The 19,218-nt window shown below is 62.7% G+C and carries 18 protein-coding genes; 11 read left to right on the forward strand and 7 right to left on the reverse strand.

All coding sequences use genetic code 11. The features are described 5' to 3' along the window. Positions 1 to 405 precede the first annotated feature (405 nt). From CQ012_RS18070 to CQ012_RS15170, 10 genes are all read left to right on the forward strand, one after another. Positions 406 to 2,133 (forward strand): hypothetical protein, encoded by a 1,728-nt coding sequence (locus CQ012_RS18070; protein ID WP_502692958.1) that lies wholly within the window; start codon positions 406 to 408, stop codon positions 2,131 to 2,133. 48 nt (positions 2,134 to 2,181) lie between these two features. Further along, on the forward strand, positions 2,182 to 3,189 hold the full coding sequence (locus CQ012_RS15135; RefSeq protein ID WP_105659024.1) for an HAD-IIA family hydrolase: 1,008 nt from the start codon (positions 2,182 to 2,184) through the stop codon (positions 3,187 to 3,189). 2 nt (positions 3,190 to 3,191) lie between these two features. Further along, positions 3,192 to 3,365 (forward strand): hypothetical protein, encoded by a 174-nt coding sequence (locus CQ012_RS17680; protein WP_166650819.1) that lies wholly within the window; start codon positions 3,192 to 3,194, stop codon positions 3,363 to 3,365. Continuing rightward, positions 3,362 to 4,150, forward strand: a complete 789-nt coding sequence (locus CQ012_RS15140) for a TlyA family RNA methyltransferase (RefSeq protein ID WP_105659025.1) — start codon at positions 3,362 to 3,364, stop codon at positions 4,148 to 4,150. Before CQ012_RS17680 ends, CQ012_RS15140 begins: the two co-directional genes overlap by 4 nt. 74 nt (positions 4,151 to 4,224) lie before the next feature. After that, positions 4,225 to 5,250, forward strand: a complete 1,026-nt coding sequence (locus CQ012_RS15145) for an NAD kinase (protein WP_105659026.1) — start codon at positions 4,225 to 4,227, stop codon at positions 5,248 to 5,250. Positions 5,251 to 5,367: 117 nt separating this feature from the next. Next, positions 5,368 to 7,122, forward strand: a complete 1,755-nt coding sequence (recN, locus tag CQ012_RS15150; protein ID WP_105659027.1) for a DNA repair protein RecN — start codon at positions 5,368 to 5,370, stop codon at positions 7,120 to 7,122. A gap of 107 nt (positions 7,123 to 7,229) precedes the next feature. Then, positions 7,230 to 8,909: a CTP synthase gene (pyrG, locus tag CQ012_RS15155; protein WP_105659028.1), complete on the forward strand. Its 1,680-nt coding sequence runs from the start codon at positions 7,230 to 7,232 to the stop codon at positions 8,907 to 8,909. 124 nt (positions 8,910 to 9,033) lie between these two features. After that, complete coding sequence (locus CQ012_RS15160; RefSeq protein WP_105659029.1) at positions 9,034 to 9,678, forward strand: NUDIX domain-containing protein; 645 nt, start codon at positions 9,034 to 9,036, stop codon at positions 9,676 to 9,678. After that, complete coding sequence (xerD, locus tag CQ012_RS15165) at positions 9,675 to 10,598, forward strand: site-specific tyrosine recombinase XerD (RefSeq protein ID WP_105659030.1); 924 nt, start codon at positions 9,675 to 9,677, stop codon at positions 10,596 to 10,598. Before CQ012_RS15160 ends, xerD begins: the two co-directional genes overlap by 4 nt. Further along, complete coding sequence (locus CQ012_RS15170; RefSeq protein ID WP_105659031.1) at positions 10,598 to 11,104, forward strand: 8-oxo-dGTP diphosphatase; 507 nt, start codon at positions 10,598 to 10,600, stop codon at positions 11,102 to 11,104. Before xerD ends, CQ012_RS15170 begins: the two co-directional genes overlap by 1 nt. A gap of 14 nt (positions 11,105 to 11,118) precedes the next feature. Here CQ012_RS15170 and CQ012_RS15175 read toward each other — a convergent pair whose 3' ends face one another. From CQ012_RS15175 to CQ012_RS15200, 6 genes are all read right to left on the reverse strand, one after another. Further along, positions 11,119 to 11,331: a helix-turn-helix domain-containing protein gene (locus CQ012_RS15175; protein WP_105659032.1), complete on the reverse strand. Its 213-nt coding sequence runs from the start codon at positions 11,329 to 11,331 to the stop codon at positions 11,119 to 11,121. Further along, complete coding sequence (locus CQ012_RS15180; protein WP_105662543.1) at positions 11,331 to 11,828, reverse strand: DUF2975 domain-containing protein; 498 nt, start codon at positions 11,826 to 11,828, stop codon at positions 11,331 to 11,333. The genes CQ012_RS15175 and CQ012_RS15180 overlap by 1 nt, the downstream gene beginning before the upstream one ends. A gap of 180 nt (positions 11,829 to 12,008) precedes the next feature. Then, the gene (locus tag CQ012_RS15185; RefSeq protein ID WP_105659034.1) at positions 12,009 to 13,148 is read right to left on the reverse strand and encodes a bifunctional 2-methylcitrate synthase/citrate synthase; all 1,140 of its coding nucleotides are present in this window, start codon (positions 13,146 to 13,148) and stop codon (positions 12,009 to 12,011) included. Positions 13,149 to 13,243: 95 nt separating this feature from the next. Further along, the gene (prpB, locus tag CQ012_RS15190; RefSeq protein ID WP_105662544.1) at positions 13,244 to 14,173 is read right to left on the reverse strand and encodes a methylisocitrate lyase; all 930 of its coding nucleotides are present in this window, start codon (positions 14,171 to 14,173) and stop codon (positions 13,244 to 13,246) included. A gap of 1 nt (position 14,174) precedes the next feature. After that, on the reverse strand, positions 14,175 to 15,692 hold the full coding sequence (locus tag CQ012_RS15195) for an MmgE/PrpD family protein (RefSeq protein ID WP_105662545.1): 1,518 nt from the start codon (positions 15,690 to 15,692) through the stop codon (positions 14,175 to 14,177). Then, positions 15,689 to 16,342 carry a GntR family transcriptional regulator gene (locus tag CQ012_RS15200; protein WP_105659037.1) on the reverse strand — a complete coding sequence of 218 codons (654 nt, stop codon included), beginning with the start codon at positions 16,340 to 16,342 and terminating at the stop codon, positions 15,689 to 15,691. The genes CQ012_RS15195 and CQ012_RS15200 overlap by 4 nt, the downstream gene beginning before the upstream one ends. A gap of 187 nt (positions 16,343 to 16,529) precedes the next feature. Here CQ012_RS15200 and CQ012_RS15205 point away from each other — a divergent pair, with 187 nt between their 5' ends. Then, positions 16,530 to 18,446 carry an AMP-binding protein gene (locus CQ012_RS15205; RefSeq protein ID WP_105659038.1) on the forward strand — a complete coding sequence of 639 codons (1,917 nt, stop codon included), beginning with the start codon at positions 16,530 to 16,532 and terminating at the stop codon, positions 18,444 to 18,446. A gap of 13 nt (positions 18,447 to 18,459) precedes the next feature. On the opposite strand, the gene CQ012_RS15210 is transcribed toward CQ012_RS15205, so the two are convergent. Then, positions 18,460 to 19,209: a response regulator gene (locus tag CQ012_RS15210; RefSeq protein WP_105659039.1), complete on the reverse strand. Its 750-nt coding sequence runs from the start codon at positions 19,207 to 19,209 to the stop codon at positions 18,460 to 18,462. Positions 19,210 to 19,218: the final 9 nt, after the last annotated feature.

The raw sequence follows: 19,218 nt of genomic DNA on the forward strand, positions 1-19,218 counted from the left end.
GGTCACCGCCGGACTTAACTTGAGTAGATGGTTTGAGGCCCTGGTACCGTTTGGTGCCGGGGCCTCACCTGTTTAACCCGTCCCCTGGTAATCGACTTGCTACAGCCTATGGGTTCAGTTTCATGCTAGGCCCTTTTTGTCGTTAACCCCTTTTAGAAGAGTTGAATCTATCAAGGGGCTTCGATCGGCTACGCATGCGTCGATGGCTGGGGGGACAACCTTAGGGCCGCCACTGAGTGTCTTGCCACATTGGACCCGTTTCCCTATGGTATGACTCGTGCCTCCCGTAGACTTGAATTTAGATGTACATGCCTCGAGGGCATGCTGAATAGTTAATAGTGAAGTGATTTGCAAAGGCAAACACGAAGGTTGCGGTATTGAGATAGCCGCTGAAGGGGACATTAGATGTCTAACGAATTCCGCCGTAACTCCGACAACGGACGAGGCGACTTCCGGAACTCAGATTCAAACCGCAACAACTCCCGCGATGGCTTCAAGCGTCGCGACGACCGTAGTGATTTCAAGCGCACCGACGATAACCGTGGTGGCTTCCGCGGTGACCGTAATGCTGACCGCGGCGGTGACTTCAAGCGCGACGACAACCGTGGTGGTGGCTTCAAGCGTGATGACAACCGTGGTGGTGGCTTCAAGCGTGACGATAACCGCGGTGGCGGTTTCCGCAATGATGACCGTGGTGGTTTCCGCGGCGAGCGTCGCGATGACAACCGTGGCGGTGGCTTCCGCAATGATGACCGTGGTGGTTTCCGTGGCGAGCGTCGCGATGACAACCGCGGTGGCGGCTTCAAGCGTGATGACAACCGCGGTGGCGGCTTCAAGCGTGATGACAACCGCGGTGGCGGTTTCCGCAATGATGACCGTGGCGGCTTCAAGCGTGATGACAACCGCGGTGGCGGTTTCCGCAATGAAGACCGTGGTGGTTTCCGCGGCGAGCGTCGCGATGACAACCGTGGCGGTGGCTTCAAGCGTGATGACAACCGCGGTGGCGGTTTCCGCAATGACGATCGTGGCGGCTTCAAGCGTGACGATAACCGTGGCGGTGGCTTCAAGCGTGATGACAACCGCGATGGTGGCTTCAAGCGTGCCGACGACCGTCGCTCGAAGGGTGAGTACCCAGCACGTGAAGACCGCTTTGCTGATAAGCGCGGTGACGCACCGCGCGCACATAATCCTGGCGATCTTCGCATCTCGAACCGTGCCGATCGTGAACAGTCCCCAGATATCGATGAGGATGTTACCGGTAAGGAGTTGGACCGCGTAGCACGCGCCCAGCTGCGTTACCTCGAAGAGCGCTCGGCAAGCTGGGTCGCAAAGCACCTGGTGATGGCTGGCCGCCTGCTGGAAGACGACCCAGAGCTGGCATACGAGCACACCCTGGCAGCATCGCGCCGCGGCGGCCGTGTCGCGGTGGTTCGCGAGGCCGTTGGCATCGCTGCCTACCACGCTGGCAAGTACGCCGATGCACTGCGCGAACTGCGTACCCACCGTCGTATTTCCGGTTCGGACTACAACCTGCCATTGATCGCTGACTCGCTGCGTGGCCTGGGCCGCCCAGAGAAGGCAATCGAGCTCGCCCAGTCCGAGGAATGCGCCAATCTGGAAAGCGCCGTCAAGGTTGAAATGCAGATGGTTGCTGCCGGTTCGTATGGTGACTTGGGCAAGCTGGATAAGGCACTGGCTGAGCTGGAGTCGCTGGAACAGCTGAACTTCAACCGTGCCTTCTCCTTCAGCCCACGTTTGTTCACTGCCTACGCTGATCTGCTGTCGGCTGCCGGCCGTGCAGAAGACGCGAAGCGCTGGAACGCTCAGGTCGAGGTTGCAGAAAGCGCCCTGGGCATCGAGCGTGAAACCGAATCCTTCATCATGGACCTGGCTCCGGAGATGGATGAGGAAGAGGAAACCCCACGCGCCAAGGATCTGATCGAGCCTTCGGAAGCTGAAGAAGCAGATGCCGACGCCGAGGCTGAAGAAGCAGATGCAGAAGCCGAGGCCGAAGAAGCAGAAGAGGCAGAAGCCGAGCAGACCGGCATCGACGAGGAAGATGACCTGAACGAAGTCATCGAATCCGACACGGAAGCTGGCGAAGCTGACGTGGAAGAAGAATCGGCGAAGTAAGCTTTGGCGTAGTAGCCAAATACCTCAAGTAGTAGGAACCACCACCGAATGCTGATTTCCGGATTTGATTCCGTCCTCTCCGACTTGGACGGCGTCGTCTATGCTGGCCCGAACGCCATTGACGACGCCGTGGAGTCGCTGAACACCCTCGCGGAAGTGAATGTCACCTTGGCGTTCATTACCAACAATGCTGGGCGTTCGCCGATGTCCGTCGCGGCCCACCTGCGCCAGCTGGGCGTGAAAACCAGCGCTGAGCAGGTTTTCGGTTCTGCCGACGCCGGTGCGGAGATGCTGGCCCGCGAATTGAATCCGGGATCCAAGGTTTTGGTGGTGGGTTCCCCCTACCTGCGCGAATGCATTGCCGTGCGCGGGTTGGAAGTCGTCGAATCCCATAAGGAAGAACCCGTAGCGGTGATCCAGGGGTTCGACCCGGACATCTCGTGGAAGAACCTGGCCGAGGCCAGCTACGCGATCAATCACGGTGCCCAATGGGTTGCCACCAACACCGACCTGACGATTCCGCGCGCCGAGGGCCTGGCCCCGGGCAACGGATCGCTGGTCAATGCGGTGAAACTGGCCACGAGCGTGGAACCACGCGTGGCGGGCAAACCCGAATCCTACCTGTTCGCTCGGGCCGCGGACCGACTGGATTCCCAGCGCCCGCTGGTCGTCGGCGACCGCCTGGATACCGACATCCTTGGCGGCTTCCGTGCCGGGTTCTCCACCGCGCTGGTGCTGACCGGTGTGGACACGCCGCGCACAGCACTGGGCGCGCCGGTCGAGCAGCGCCCCAACTACCTCATCAATTCGATGGCTGATCTGTACCGGCCGTATCCGACCATCAAGGTACTGGGCTACGGCGTGCAGGTCGGCGACGCGGTTGCCAAGGTCGATAACGGCGCGATCGAAGTCTCGGGCAGCGACCAGGACCTGAATGCCTGGCGCGCCGCCTGCCATGCCTGGTGGCTGGCCCATCCGCGCCAGTCGGGGCACGAAGAACCGGAAATCCGGTTTACCGAACGCGGGCTCGATGCCCTGCGCAAGATCCGGGGCTAAGCATGCAGCCGCAGAATCCTCTTCCGAGCCCTGGCCCTCGCGGGCTGGATGATGCAGCAGTGGAGCAGGCGCTGTCTTCCCTGGCCGACCATGACATTACCGAGCATGCCGGAATCTATGAGCAACTGCTCGTCGGCCTGCAGCAAGAACTGAATCGTACGGAGCACGGCGCGTGAATCGCCTGGATCAAGAACTTGTCACCCGTGGGCTGGCGCGCTCGCGCACCGAAGCAGCCAAGCTGATCGATGCCCAGCGGGTGCTGCTGAACGGGCAGGCCGCCACCAAGGCCGCCAAGAAGGTTTCCGCCACCGATGAGCTGGCGCTGGTGCCCAGCGAAGGCGAAGAATACGTCTCCCGTGCCGGGCATAAGCTCGCCGGAGCCCTAGATGCTTTTACGACTATTGACCCCGCTGGCCTGCACTGCCTGGACGCCGGTGCCTCGACCGGCGGCTTCACCGACGTGCTGTTGCGCCGCGGTGCGAAATCTGTGGTCGCAGCCGATGTAGGCCATGGCCAGCTGGTCGACGAGCTGCGCGAAGACCCCCGCGTCACGGTCCACGAAGGACTGAACGTCCGCTATCTGGCCCCCGAAGATATTGGGGGACCAGTCGACCTCGTAGTAGCCGACTTGTCCTTTATTTCGCTGCGCCTGGTGATCGACGCCTTGGCCGGGGCCGCCAAGGACGGCGGCTTCCTGCTGCTGATGGTCAAGCCGCAGTTCGAGGTCGGGCGCGAACACCTGAACCGCACCGGCGTGGTCACCGATCCCGCCCTGCGCCGCAGCTCCGTTGAAGCGGTGGTCGCCAGCGCGCAAGCCGCGGGACTGCACCTGCGCGGGCTGGCACGCAGCCCGCTGCCGGGACAGGACGGCAATGTCGAATTCTTCCTTTGGCTTGCCGCAGGAGAGGATCCACAGCCTGCCGATGTTCCACGCATCGGGCAGGATGTTGACTATTCTTAGTAGTGACGTGTTTTAGCCGTGGTCGATAACCACGGTCATTTTGCACCTCGCGATGCTGAGAGGGGCCGACCGCCTTGCGCCGAATCCTGATTTTCACCCATACCGGACGCCAAGAAGCGATCACCGCGGCCATAGAAACCTGCGCCCTGCTCAACGCCGCCGGAGCTATCCCGGTGATGCGCGGCAAGGACCAGCTGGCGATGACCGAAGCGATCGGCGCGGCTGTGCCTTCGGTGCAGGTGCTCGGCGAGGATTGCCAGATCGAGGACGTCGACATGGGCGTGGTGCTCGGTGGCGATGGCTCCGTGTTGCGTGCCGCGGAATTGGTGCGGGAATCCCCGATGCCGCTGGTGGGGGTAAACCTCGGGCATGTGGGTTTCCTCGCCGAAGCTGAACGCAGCGAACTGGCCTCCACCGTGGAAGCACTGGTCAATGAGACCTACACCGTGGAAGAACGCATGACCATGGAGGTCAAGGTGTGGCTGGACAACGTCTGCCTCGCCGAGACCTGGGCCTTGAACGAGGCCGCGGTGGAAAAGGCCAACCGCGAACGCATGGTCGAGGTCGTGATCGAGGTCGACGGCCGGCCGATCTCCACCTTCGGTTGCGATGGTGTCGTGATGGCCACGCCTACCGGTTCCACCGCGTACTCCTTCTCCGCCGGCGGCCCGGTGGTCTGGCCGGACGTGGCGGCGCTGATCATGGTGCCGATCTCCGCTCACGCACTGTTCGCCAAGCCCCTGGTCATTTCCCCGGATTCGATCATGGCCGTCGAAATGCTGACCCGCACCGATGCCGGGGCCGTGCTCTGGTGCGATGGACGGCGCACCATCGAGCTGCCGCCGGGAGCCCGTGTGGAAGTAACGCGCAGCGACCGCCCGGTGTACATGGCGCGATTGAACACGACGCCGTTTTCCGAGCGCCTGGTCAACAAGTTCGAGCTGCCCATTACCGGTTGGCGCGGACCAGCGAAGGAAGAGGCGCGCCGTCCGGCCACTACGGCACTGCCGGTGATCGGACCAGGCCTGCAAAGCGTCGATCCGCATTACCGCGATGAACCGGGCATTCCCATGGTGGGACGCCCCGAGGACCAGGACTGAATAGCGGCCTCGAAGAAAAACTTTCCACACGCTCGAACATAGTTACGAAAAATAGGGTTAGAACACATATACTAAAAGCGCACGGTACGACTTGAACTCGACATTCGGGAGCAGGCATTGATTCAGGAAATCCAGATATCCAACCTTGGGGTGATCACCGAGGCCACGCTTCCGCTTGGTCCGGGACTCACGGTAGTCACCGGTGAAACCGGCGCTGGCAAGACCATGGTGATCACCGCCTTGTCCCTGCTGCTCGGGCGCCGGGCCGATGCCGGTGCGGTGCGCAACGGCGCCAAGCACGCCCTTGCTGAAGCCGTGGTGCACTTGCCGCCAGATCACCACGTGCTCGATGCCGCAGGCCAGGCAGGCGCATTCATCGAACCAGCGGGGGAGAACAGTGAACTGCTGCTTTCCCGCTCGCTCTCGGCCCAAGGCCGTTCACGCGCCACCATCGGCGGACGCAGCGCCCCTGTCGGCCTGCTAGCCGAACTGGGGCACGATCTGGTGGCCGTCCATGGCCAATCGGACCAGATTCGCCTGAAAGAGCCGGTGGCGCAACGCGATGCCCTGGACCGCTTTGCAGGTAGCTCGCTGTCGCGCACGCTAAGCAACTACCAGCGAGCCTACCGCCAGTGGCGATCGGCTTCCAAGGAGCTGGCGGGGCTCAAAACCGAATCGCGCAACCGTGTTCGCGAAGCAGAAAACTTGCGCCTGGCGCTGGACGAGATCGATTCCCTGGATCCGCAGCCGGGCGAGGACGAAGCCTTGCGCGAGCAATCCATGAAGCTGGGCAATGTCGAGTCCCTGCGCACCGCCGGGCGGCAGGCGCAAGCCGTCATCGACTCCGAGGATTTCGAGAACCCGGGCGTTACCACCTTGGCGGAGACCGCCCGCGGCGTGCTGGCCCAGGCCAGTGACGATGATACTGCGCTGGCCGCCTTCGCGGAGCGGGCAGCGGAACTGGGCATTCTCGCCTCGGAACTCTCCAGTGATCTTGCCGCCTACGTTGCCGACCTCGATGAGGAAGGTCCGGAGCGCTTGGCGCAGATTGAAGCCCGCCGTGCCGATTTGAGCAAGCTCATGCGCAAGTACGCACCGAGCATTGATCAGGTGCTCGCCTGGGCTGCCGAATCCCGTACCCGTCTGGAAGAACTCGGTGGGGATGACTCGCGCATCGAGGAGCTGGAAACAGAAGTCGTTGAATTGGAGCACAAGGTGGCCTCGCTGGCCTCGGACCTCTCCGACGCGCGCCGCAAGGCTGCCAAGAAACTCTCCGCGCAGGTTTCAGCCGAGCTCAAGGCCCTGGCGATGCCGGATGCCAAGCTCGTCATCGAGGTGAAGGAACTGGAAGAACCAGGTGCCTTCGGCCAGGACGCGATTTCCATGCTGCTGGCCCCGCATGCCGGAGCCTCGCCGCGACCGCTGGGCAAGGGTGCCAGCGGCGGCGAGCTCTCCCGCGTCATGCTGGCCATTGAAGTCGTCCTAGCGGCGGTCGACCCGGTGCCGACCTTCGTCTTTGACGAGGTGGACCAGGGCGTGGGTGGCAAAGCGGCGGTGGCCATTGGAGAGCGCCTGGCGATGCTGGCAAAGCATGTGCAGGTCATCGTCGTGACCCACCTGCCCCAGGTGGCCGCCTATGCGGATCGGCACATTCGTGTGATCAAGAATTCAGATGCCAAGTCGAAGGCGGGAGCTGGCTACACTGCCAGCGATGTCATCAGCCTGGATCAGGAAGCCCGCGTCAAGGAACTTGCGCGCATGCTCGCCGGCCAAGAGGAATCCGGCACGGCGCAGGCGCATGCTGAGGAGTTGCTTGAAGAAGCGCAGAACCTAGTGTCATCGCTCACTTCCAAGAGAATGGCGAAAGCCTAAAAGTCTTGGTGAGCCCCTGAATTACGGCAATGCTAGGGCATTGGCCGGAGGTGCACTAGAGTCTTATGAGGATGCGAAATATTGGAATGGTGATAGGATGAAATCCCGTGGTGCAGCGTAATTCAACTCGTGATTCCCGGTCGTCTGAAACGACAAAGCATATCTTCGTCACCGGCGGTGTGGCCTCTTCCCTGGGTAAGGGATTGACGGCATCCAGCCTTGGACATCTACTTCGAGCTCGTGGTCTCTCAGTGACCATGCAGAAGCTCGACCCGTACCTGAACGTCGATCCAGGTACTATGAACCCCTTCCAGCACGGTGAAGTCTTCGTTACTGACGATGGCGCAGAAACCGATCTGGATATCGGACACTATGAGCGTTTCCTGGATGAGAACCTTCCGGGTACCGCCAACGTGACCACCGGACAGGTCTACTCGACCGTTCTGGAACGCGAACGTCGCGGTGAATACCTCGGCGATACCGTTCAGGTCATCCCTCACATCACCGATGAGATCAAGCGTCGTATGCGCTTGGCAGCAACCGAACCAGGGGCCGGCAAGTCGGCACCTGACGTGATCATCACGGAAATCGGTGGCACCGTCGGCGATATCGAATCCCAGCCATTCCTCGAAGCAGCACGCCAGGTCCGCCAGGACATCGGCCGCAAGAACGCATTCTTCGTACACGTTTCCCTGGTTCCATTCATCGGCCCAAGCCATGAACTGAAGACCAAGCCTACCCAGCACTCCGTTGCCGCTTTGCGTTCGATCGGTATCCAGCCAGATTCGCTGGTAATCCGCTCGGACCGTCCAATCCCGGCAGAAATGCGCGCCAAGCTCGGCCGTACCTGCGATGTGGACACCGAAGCAGTGATCAACTGCGCCGATGCTCCAAGCATCTACGACATCCCAAAGGTCATCCACTCCCAGGGCCTGGACGCTTACATCGTCCAGACCTTGGAGATGAAGTTCCGCGACGTCGACTGGGCTTCGTGGGATCGCTTGCTCGAAGTCGTGCACAACCCCGCAACCGAGTTGACCGTAGCTTTGGTGGGCAAGTACATCGATCTGCCCGACGCCTACCTGTCGGTCACCGAAGCTCTGCGTGCCGGCGGGTTCGCAAACAACGCCAAGGTCAACATCCGCTGGGTACCAGCAGATGACTGCGCTACCGAAGCAGGGGCCGCCAAGGCGCTTGAGGGTGCAGAGGCAATCTGCGTCCCCGGTGGCTTCGGCATCCGCGGTCTGGAAGGCAAGCTGGGCGCGCTGCGCTTCGCTCGCGAAAACAAGCTGCCAACCCTGGGCCTGTGCCTGGGACTGCAGTCGATGGTCATCGAATACGCCCGCAACATGGCTGGCCTCACCGATGCATCGTCCACCGAATTCGATCCTGAAACCTCGACCCCGGTCATCGCGACCATGGAAGAGCAGCTGGACATCGTTGAAGGCAAGGGCGACCTGGGCGGCACCATGCGTTTGGGCCTGTACGACGCAAAGCTGCTTGAGGGATCGGTTCTGGCTGAGACCTACGGCAAGACCGAGGTTGCGGAGCGCCATCGCCACCGCTACGAGGTCAACAACTCGTACCGCGCGCAGCTCGAAGAGGCTGGCCTGGTCTTCGCTGGCACCTCGCCAGATGGAAACCTGGTCGAGTTCGTTGAACTGCCAAGGGAAGTACACCCGTACTACGTTTCAACGCAGGCTCACCCTGAGCTCTCCAGCCGCCCGACTCGCCCGCACCCGCTGTTTGCAGGTCTGGTCGAGGCAGCTCTGGGGCTGCGCAAGTAAGTAAGTAATACAGCTTGCCGGAGGTAAAACTCTGAAGGCACTGCGCGCCGGTCGTTACTGACCGGCGCGTAGCTGTTTAAGCTGGAGAATACCGACCAGCTTTTTCCACCGAAGGACGATCCTCGTGCCGCTGCATCCGATAGCCGATGAATTCTCACCACGTGAATTGCTGAACCGTGAAACCGTGTACGAGGGACGGATCTGGGACGTCATCCATGACACGGTGAAGCTCTCCGAATCCGGGGCGACCATTGAACGCGATTACATCAACCACCCCGGTGCTGTATGCGTTCTGGTCATGGATGCTGAAGAACGCATCTTGATGGTCAACCAGTACCGCCACCCGGTAGGCATGCGGCTGTGGGAAATCCCTGCCGGGCTGCTCGATGTGGCTGGAGAACCACCTTTGGAAGCTGCCAAGCGCGAATTATGGGAAGAAGCGGATCGTACCGCCGAGCACTGGTCGATCCTCACCGATGTTTTCTTGAGCCCGGGCTCCTCGGCCGAGGCAGTGCGAGTCTACCTCGCGCGCGATGCGAAACTGGTTGCCGCCGATCAGCGCCATGAGCGTACCGAGGAGGAAGCTGAAATGATCAGCACCTGGGTGCCGCTGGAGGAAGCCGTCGCAGCCGTGCTGGCAGGCAAGATCCATAATCCCACCGCGACAATCGCGATCCTTGCCGCTCATGCAGCCCGTACCAGCAAGTACTTGGACCTGCGCGATGCGAACGAGCCATTCGATGTGCACCCATACCTGCGCGAAGGATGAGCGGCCACTTCGAGACCCCGCTCAAGCGCTACCTGCAGCATCTGGCGATCGAGCGCGGGCTGGCCGAGAATACACTGGCTTCCTACCGGAGGGATCTGCTTCGCTACGTTGAAGCGCTGCAGGCAGCCGGCGTAGCACAACCGCAGCAGATTACCGAGCTGGCCATCAGCGGCTACCTTCAGGATCTATCCCGCGGGGACCAAGAGCATAAGCCGTTGAGCGCCCGCTCCGTCGCTCGCCATTCGGTAGCCATCCGCCAACTGCACAAGTACTGGGAGCTCGAAGGGATTTGCGCGCCTAACCCAGCCCGCGAGATCCAGCCTCCGGCTATCGGGCAATCCCTGCCCAAAGCGATCTCCATCGACCTTGTTACCAGGATCCTCGAATCGGTGAGCATCGAAACACCTGCCGGGCTGAGGGATCGCGCGATTCTGGAATTCTTGTACTCCACCGGTGCGCGCATTTCCGAAGTCGTTGACCTGGACGTCGATGACCTGCACTTTGCCGACGATGCGGTGGTGCGCTTGTTCGGCAAGGGATCCAAGGAGCGGGTCGTTCCGGTGGGCGGTTATGCCCAGCGTGCGGTGAGCGATTATCTGGTGCGTTCCCGTCCCGGGCTAGCCGCCAAGGGCAAGGGAACTCCAGCGTTGTTCCTGAACCAGCGCGGGGGACGGCTTTCCCGCCAATCGGTGTGGCTGTTGCTTTCGAAGGCCGCTGAGCGCGCCGGGGTTTCCACCGAGGTTTCTCCGCATACGCTGCGCCATTCCTTCGCCACTCATTTGCTGGAGGGCGGCGCGGATGTGCGGGTGGTCCAGGAGCTGCTGGGACATGCATCGGTCACCACCACGCAGATCTACACCAAGGTCACCGTGGATTCGCTGCGTGAGGCCTACCAGTTGGCCCACCCGAGGGTGAACTAGTGGTCGCCGGCCACCAGGTGCGTTCTGCCAAGCAGGTAGCCCTCGTGGCGCTGCTGCAGGAGCGCGAAGGACGGCTGCACGTGTTGCTCGGACGCAAGCGTCGCGGATTCGGCAAGGGCAATATCGTGTTGCCCGGCGGCAAGATCGAGCAGGGAGAGAGCGCGCGGCAAGCGGCCGTCCGGGAATTCTCCGAGGAAACCGGACTGCTTCTCGCTCCGGAGGATCTGGAGCCTGCGGCGCAGGTCATTTTCCGGTTCCCCGCCCAGCCGGCAGCCGACATGGAATGCGCCACCTTCATTGCCTGGAAGGCATCGGGCCAGCTGCACATCACCGAGGAGCTCGAGCCGCTGTGGGCCGATCCGGCGGCCTTGCCCTTGGGGCAGATGTGGCAGGATTCCCCGTTGTGGCTGCCGCAACTCGTAGCCGGCGGGAAATTTACCGTCGAGATCGTGCTGGCGCAGGACAACATCTCGGTGCAGAGCATCAGCTTCGAGAACTGGGACTAGCCAGCGAGCTGCATCTAGTCCTGTTCGGTTTCGAAGATCAAGAGGTCGCCGGGCTGGCATTCCAATTCCCGGCAGAGGGCTTCAAGGGTGCTGAAACGTACGGCCTTGGCGCGCCCGTTCTTGAGCACCGCGAGGTTGGCCGGGGTAATGCCGATGCGTTCGGCCAACTCGCCGACGGCCATTTTGCGGCGGGCCAGCATCACGTCTATATCTACGCGGATTCCCATTAGATCACGCCGCCCAGTTCGGTACGGAGCGCATCGGCTTGGGCTTCGGTCATCGCCGCTTGTGCGAGCAACTGCCGCAGTACGAGCACGATGATGCTGATGCCGATCATCAGCACTCCGGCTCCACCAACAAGAAGCACGACTCCGGGTGCAATTTCCGTGCTGGCGGCGAAGATCGCTCCGAGGGCAAAAGTGGATAGGGCGCCGATCGTGAAGGCAATGATGATCGGCGTTACATAGCCCAGGGAAGCGGGATCGAAAACGGTGCCGCGTTTAACTCTCGTGGCTAGTTTCCACACGCTGTAGACGCAGGTTTCAATGATGAGCCCGGCGAGAAGCAAGTAGCCGAGGAAGGAGGCTTGAAAGAACTTGTCGGTGCCGTTGCTCGGCGACTCGTGGATCAAGATCATCGGGATCATGAACAGCTGCACAAAAAGAGTGCCGGCCAGGATCACGGCCAGAACTACCTTCAAACCGATAATGCTGAATTTTCCCATGGCAATAGACCTTATCGTTCTTCGGAATGTATCTATCGTTAAACGATAGGCCCATTGGCCTGGGACTGCAACTTCGGGCAACGACGGCAAGCCGATGCCGTTCCGCAGCTGGCACGGCAATGGCCACGGGCTGGCACGGCTGTGCCATACCCGCGGCCAATACCGGGAGTCGAAGTGTGTCTACAGCGAGCGCTGCTCCACGCCGTTATAAGCCGAAAGCGGGCGGATCAACGCATTGGCTGCGCGCTGCTCGAAGATGTGGCTGGTCCAGCCGGTGATGCGTGCCGCGATGAAGATCGGGGTGAACATCTCGGTGTCGAAGCCCATCAGATGATAGGTAGGGCCGGCCGGGTAGTCGAGGTTCGGCTTGATGGACTTGGCCTCGTCCATGGCTGCCTCCAGGCCGTCGTACAAGCCCAGCATCTCATGGCGGCCGTAGTGCTCGATCATGCGATCCAGCGCGGCCTTCATGGTTGGCACGCGGGAGTCGCCGTGCTTGTAGACGCGGTGGCCGAAGCCCATGACCTTCTTCTTGGCGGCCAGTGCCTCTTCCATCCACGACTTGGCGCGCTTGGCTGCATCCTCGCGGGATTCTTCCTTGTCGATGCCGATCTCGTTGAAGGTATGCATGACAGCTTCGTTGGCGCCGCCGTGCAGGGGGCCCTTCAGTGCGCCGATCGCCCCGGTGACGGCCGAGTGCAGGTCGGAGAGGGTCGAGGTGATCACGCGGGCGGTGAAGGTCGAAGCGTTGAAGGAGTGCTCGGCATAGAGCACCATCGATACGCGGAACGCGTCGACAACCTCGGGGGCTGCTTCTTCGCCGAAGGCCATCCACAGGAAGTTCGAGGAGTAATCCAGATCTCCGCGCGGAGCTACCGCGTCCTGGCCGCGGCGGCGGCGCTGGTCGTAGGCAACCACTGCGGGGAAGGCCGCGAACAGCTCTTTGGCCTTGAGCAGCTCTGCCTCGGGGGAGGAGTTCTCGGCCTCGGGGTGGTTGGCGCCGATTACCGAGACGGCGGTACGGCCCACATCCATGGGATGGCAGTCAGCTGGAAGCAGGTCGATAGCGGCCTTCACCCGCGGGTCCAGCGCGCGGTTGGCCCGCTCGAAAGCACTGAACTCGGTCAGTTCGCTTTGCGTTGGCAGCTCGCCGGTCCAGAGCAGCAAGGCGACCTCTTCGAAGGACTTGTTCGCGGCCAGGTCCTGGACCGGGTAGCCGCGGTAGAGCAGCGAGTTGGTGTCTGGATTGACCTTGGAGACGGCGGTGTAGTCAACGACGACGCCTGCTAGGCCCTTCTTGATTTCCTCGGTGGCAGTCATTCTTGCTCCTCTTCATTGCCGGAGAATAATAATGCTTTGGGTCGCGCCGGCCGGCGGGTGCCGGCCGGCGCAGGGGGTAGTAGGTGCTTGCGAGCCTAGAGGTTCGCGCTGTTGGAATCAATGTCCAGGGTTGGGATCTGGAAGTTGAAGATTCCGGTGTCGAAGCGGTTGTAGGCCTCGTAGTCCACGAGCTCGTACAAACGTGACCTGGTCAACATGCTATCCACTTCACGGGCCTGGGTGCCATCCTCGCTGATGGCATCCAGTACGCGTTCAGCCGCGCCCATGGCGCTACGCAGCAAGGTGACCGGATAGATGATCAGCGCGACGCCTGCATCGGCCAGTTCCTGGCGGTTGAACAGCTCGGACTTGCCGAACTCGGTCATGTTCGCCAGTACCGGCACGTCGACCGCATTGCATACTGCCTCGAATTCGGCGACGTTCTTCATCGCCTCCGGGAAGATCGCGTCGGCACCAGCATCGACCATCGCCTTGGCGCGGTCGATCGCCGCATCCAGGCCATCGACCGCACGGATATCGGTGCGGGCCATGATCAGGAAGTTCTCATCGATGCGTGCATCAGCGGCAGCGGCGATGCGCTTGAGCATGGTCTCGGTGTCCACCACATTCTTGCCATCCAGGTGCCCGCAGCGCTTCGGGTTGAACTGGTCCTCGATGTGGCAGCCGGCCAGGCCGGCGTATTCGAGTTCCTGGATGGTGCGGGCCACGTTCATCGGCTCGCCGAATCCGGTGTCGGCATCCACGATCGCCGGCAGGTCCGACATGCGCGCGATCTGCCCGGCGCGGGTTGCTACCTCGGTCAGCGAAGTCAGGCCGATATCCGGCAGGCCCAGGTCGTTGGCCAGGACCGCGCCGGAGATGTAGATTCCGTCGAACTGCTTCTCGCTGATCAGCTTGGCCGAGAGCGGGTTGAAGGCTCCGGGGAACTGGCGGGCAGCGCCCGGGGTGAGCATCTCGCGCAGCGCAAGGCGCTTTTCTGCGGGGGTCCTGGTCGAGTACAGCATGCTAGAACAGGCCCTTCGGTGCGGCCGCGGCGTCGATGACGCCCGCTGCGGCGGCGATGTTCAGCTGGTCCAATTCGCCGGCGGCCAGGTTTTCCAGGTTCTGGGCGGCCGCGATGAAGCGGTCGATCTCGGCGTCGTCCACCAGGCCGGTGGCCAGGGTGCGGAACTTGTTGATGTACTGCTCGCGGGCGAAGGGACGGGCGCCCAGCGGGTGCGCGTCCGCAACGGCGATTTCGTCGGTGATCACGGTGCCATCGTTCAAGGTGATTTCCACCGAGCCGCCGAAAGCCTTCTCGGCGATATCCAGCGAGTGGTAGCGGCGGGTCCATTCGGCATCTTCTTCGGTGGCCACCTTGTTCCACAGCTCCACGGTGTCGGCGCGGCCGGCACGCTCTGGCGAGTAGGAATCCACGTGGTGCCATGCGCCATCCTGCAGGGCGACGGTGAAGATGTACGGGATCGAGTGATCCAGGGTCTCGCGCGATGCGGTTGGATCGTACTTCTGCGGGTCGTTGGCTCCGGAGCCGATGACGTAGTGCGTGTGGTGGCTGGTCTTGATCAGCACCGACTTGACGTTCTGCGGGTCGGTGGCCTCCGGGTGCTCGCCATGCAGCTTGCGGGCCAGGTCGATCCAGGCCTGCGCCTGGTACTCGGCCGAGTGCTCCTTGGTGTAGGTGTCCAGGATGGCGCGCTTGGCTTCGCCAGCCTCCGGCAGTGGCACCTCGTAAGCGGCATCCTTGCCGTCAAGCATCCAGGCGATCACGCCGTCTTCGCCTTCGTAGATTGGCACTGGGGAGGTCTGGCCGCGCATCGCGCGGTCGGCAGCCTCGACGGCCATCTTGCCGGCGAAGGCCGGGGCGTGGGCCTTCCAGGTGGAGATTTCACCCTTGCGCGACTGGCGGGTGGCCGTGGTGGTGTGCAGGCCCTGGCCAACGGCCTGGAAGATGGTCTCGACATCCAGCCCCAGCAGGGTGCCGATGCCGGCAGCGGCCGATGGGCCCAGGTGCGCTACGTGGTCGATCTTGTGCTTGTGCAGGCAGATGGCCTTGACCAAGTCCACCTGGATCTCGTAGCCCGTGGCGATGCCGCGGATCAGGTCCTTGCCCGAAGCTCCGGTGTGCTGGGCAACCGCCAGGATCGGCGGGATGTTATCGCCCGGGTGGGAGTACTCGGCAGCCAGGAAGGTGTCGTGGTAATCCAATTCGCGCACGGCCACCCCGTTGGCCCACGCGGCCCATTCCGGGGAAACCTTCTCGGAAATGCCGAAGACGCTGGCGCCCGCACCGCCGGTGGATGGCGCGTGCGACAGTGCCTGGGCGCGGGCGGCAACGATCGGGCCGCGGTTCAGCGAAGCGATCGCGACCGAAGCATTGTCGATGATGCGGTTAATGATCATGCCGGCCACTTCTGCGGTGACCTCTACCGGATCGGCAGCAACCGTGGCGATCTTATGTGCCAGCTGGTCTTCGCGAGCCAGGTTTTCCTCTGAGCGGTATACGCGTACGGGGTGGTTGATCATGGTAACTGCCTTTCTGATCCGGCCGCATGGGCCATGATGTGGGTGAAGGATTCGTGCAGGTGAACTGTGGTGGCCGCGGCCGCGACCTCTGGGTTTCCGCTGGCGATTGCCCTGGCGATGGCCGCGTGCTCGGAAGCGGAAGCCTTGAGCCTTTCGGGATTGTCCTTGGCCATGCGCCGCACCCGTTGCAGGTTCACCCGCAATGTGCGCAGGGCGTTGGACAGGTAATTATTGCCAGCTGCTTCGTCGATGGACTCGTCCAGCAGCTGCACCAGCTGGTAGTAGGACTCCCGCGATCCGGGAAGCTCCACTTCCGTGAGAGCTGCTTCGAAGCGGCTGGCCAGCTGCGTGAAGGCCGATCGCTGCGCGGACTTGGCAGCTTCGCGTGCGCTGGCGCATTCCAATGCCACGCGCAATACGAACAGGTCTTCTACATGGTCTTCGCTGACCTCGGAGACGACAGCGCCGCGTCCGCGATGCTGAACCGCCAAGCCGTCGGCGACCAGCCGGCCCAAGGCCTCGCGCACCGGAGTGCGGGAAACGCCCAGGCGTTCTGACTGTTCCACTTCGGCCAGGACGGTCCCTGGAGCCAGCCGCCATTCGACAATGTCGGCGCGGAGGCTCTCGTAAACCTTGTCGCTTGCTCTCATGGCTCCAGTGTATACATGAAACCCGAAAATGTGTGAGTTGCGCCAAATTCTTTTGGTATTTTTTCGAAATCTGTATACAAAGTGGTTGCGGTGATGTGATCGTACTCATACAGTTAACGCCAAGAGGACGACCTCAACCACCACACAGGTGCCGGATGATGATGCCCGGAGCCAGGAGGAGAGAACCATGGTGCAGGAATACCGCCAGGCCTATGACCAAGCCACCAATGACCCCGCCGCATTCTGGCTGCAAGCTGCCCGGGATATCCACTGGGACAAGGCGCCGCGGATTGCGCTGGATGATTCGCGCAAGCCGCTGTATGGCTGGTTCCCGGATGGCATGCTGAACCTTTCGGCCAATGCGCTGGACCGCCACGTCGAAGCCGGACGCGGCGAGAGCACCGCCTTGGTCTACGATTCGGCAATGCTGGGCACCGCCACCACCTACTCGTACTCCGAACTGCTGCGCGAAGTGGAAATCTTCGCCGGCGTGCTGGCTGGACGCGGCGTGAAGGCCGGTGACCGCGTGCTGGTCTACCTGCCGATGATCCCGCAGGCGGCCATCGCGATGCTTGCTTGCGCACGCCTGGGTGCAATCCACTCGGTGGTCTTCGGCGGCTTCGCGCCCAAGGAACTGGCGGCCCGCATCACCGACTGCGCCCCGGTCGCGATCATTACCGCCTCCGGCGGCATCGAGCCAAGCCGCCGCATCGAATACCTGCCGGCAGTGGCCGAAGCGCTGGGCCTGGCCGAGCCTGCGGTCAGGGACGTGATCGTTGCCCACCGCGATGGCTTCGAGCACGGCCTGGACGAATACCAGGCAAAGCCGGTCAACGGCCAGCAGATCAATTGGCTGGACTGGGAAGAGCAGGCGAAGACCGCCTCGCAGGCCGGGCCGGTCTCCGTGCCATCCACCCACCCGCTCTACGTGCTCTACACCTCGGGAACCACCGGTGCCCCCAAGGGCGTGGTGCGCGACACCGGCGGCTACGCCACGGCCCTGCAGTACTCCATGAACGCGGTCTACGACGTGCATCCGGGAGACACCATGTTTACCGCCTCCGACGTGGGCTGGGTGGTCGGACACTCCTACATCGTCTATGCGCCGCTGATCGCCGGGGCCACCACGGTGCTCTACGAGGGCAAGCCCATCGGCACTCCGGATGCCGGCGCGTTCGGCCGGATCATCGAGGACCACAAGGTCACCACGATGTTCACCGCGCCGACTGCGCTGCGCGCGGTGCGCAAGGCCGACCCGGAAGGCGCGATGATCGCCAGCCACGATCTGTCATCGCTGCGTGCGCTGTTCGTCGCCGGCGAGCGGCTGGATCCGGATACCTACCACTTCGCCTCGAAGCTGCTGGGCATCCCCGTGGTGGATAACTGGTGGCAGACCGAAACCGGCTGGCCGATCGCGTCCAACCCGCTGGGCCTGGAAGAGCTGTCTGCCAAGGCCGGTTCGCCCACCACCCCGGTACCGGGGTTCGACGTGCAGATCCGCGATGCGCTGGGCGAGCAGCTCGGCGCGAACCAGGAAGGCAACATCGTAGTCCGGCTGCCCTTGCCGCCCGGCGCCTTGACCACCCTGTGGGGCAACGACCAGCGCTTCATCGACACCTACCTTTCGCAGATCCAGGGGTGCTACCTCACCGGCGATTCCGGCTTCCTGGACGACGACGGCTACCTGTTCGTCATGGGGCGAACCGATGACGTGATCAACGTGTCCGGGCACCGCCTGTCCACCGGTGCCATGGAGCAGGTGCTGGCCAGCCATCCCGCCGTGGCCGAATGCGCGGTGATCGGCCTGGCCGACGCGCTCAAGGGCCAGCGGGCCAGCGGCTATGTGGTGCTCAAGTCCGGCGTGCAGATCCAGGAGGAAACGCTGAAGAAGGAAATCGTCGCGCTGGTGCGCCAGCACATCGGTGCGGTGGCCGACTTCCGCGAAGTCACCGTCGTGGCGGCGCTGCCCAAAACCCGTTCGGGCAAGATCCTGCGCAAGACCATGCGGCAGATTGCCGATGGCAAGGAATACTCGGTCCCGTCGACCATCGAGGACACCGCGGTGCTCGACGAGCTGGTGCCGCTGCTGCGTCCCGAAGCCTAGGGGAAACCAGAGCCTAGCTGCGCGAGGCTGCCCGGTATTCGTATTCCGGGCGGCCTCGTGTGCCATGCCGGGGCTGCTTGACCACGGCCTTGACCTCGGCAAGATGCTCCAGATAGCGCCGGGCGGTGACCCGGGAGATGCCCAGCTCTTCTCCGAGCTCGGTCGCTGACAGGCAGGTATCGGGCTTGCTGCGCAGATGGTCGGTGATCTGCGCCAGCGTTTCCGGAATCAGCCCCTTGGGCAGGGACGCGGAAGCGCTGGTGGTGCGCAGGGCCGAGAACGCATTATCCAGCGCGGCCTGGCTGGTATCCGGGCCGGTGGAGCTGATCTCGGAAATGAACCGCCGGTGGTTCTCCAATTTCTCGCTGAACGCCGCGAAGGTGAAGGGCTTGATCAGGTACTGGGTGATTCCGGTGGCTACCGCCGAACGCACCACAGCCAGGTCCCGCACCGCGGTAATGGCGATGATGTCGGTGGTCAGCCCGCGGCCGCGCATGCGCTTGGCGACGTCGATGCCGTGCAGGTCGGGCAGGGTCATATCCAGCAGGACCAGGTCAAAGGGGTCGTGGGCATCGCGGGCCGCGGCCAAGAGCCCGAGCGCCTGCTGGCCGTTGGCGGCAATGGCGCCGGTGGCGAATCCCGGAACGCGGTTGACGTACTTGGCGTGGGAGGCGGCAGTTTGCGGCTCGTCGTCGACCACGAGCACCTTGAAGCTGTGCGAGGCGGTGCCCGGCGGGGGCGTGGCTGCAGGGGATTCGTGCACGGTACCCTC

The sequence above is a fragment of the Arthrobacter sp. MYb214 genome (assembly GCF_002979865.1).
Classification (GTDB): domain Bacteria; phylum Actinomycetota; class Actinomycetes; order Actinomycetales; family Micrococcaceae; genus Glutamicibacter.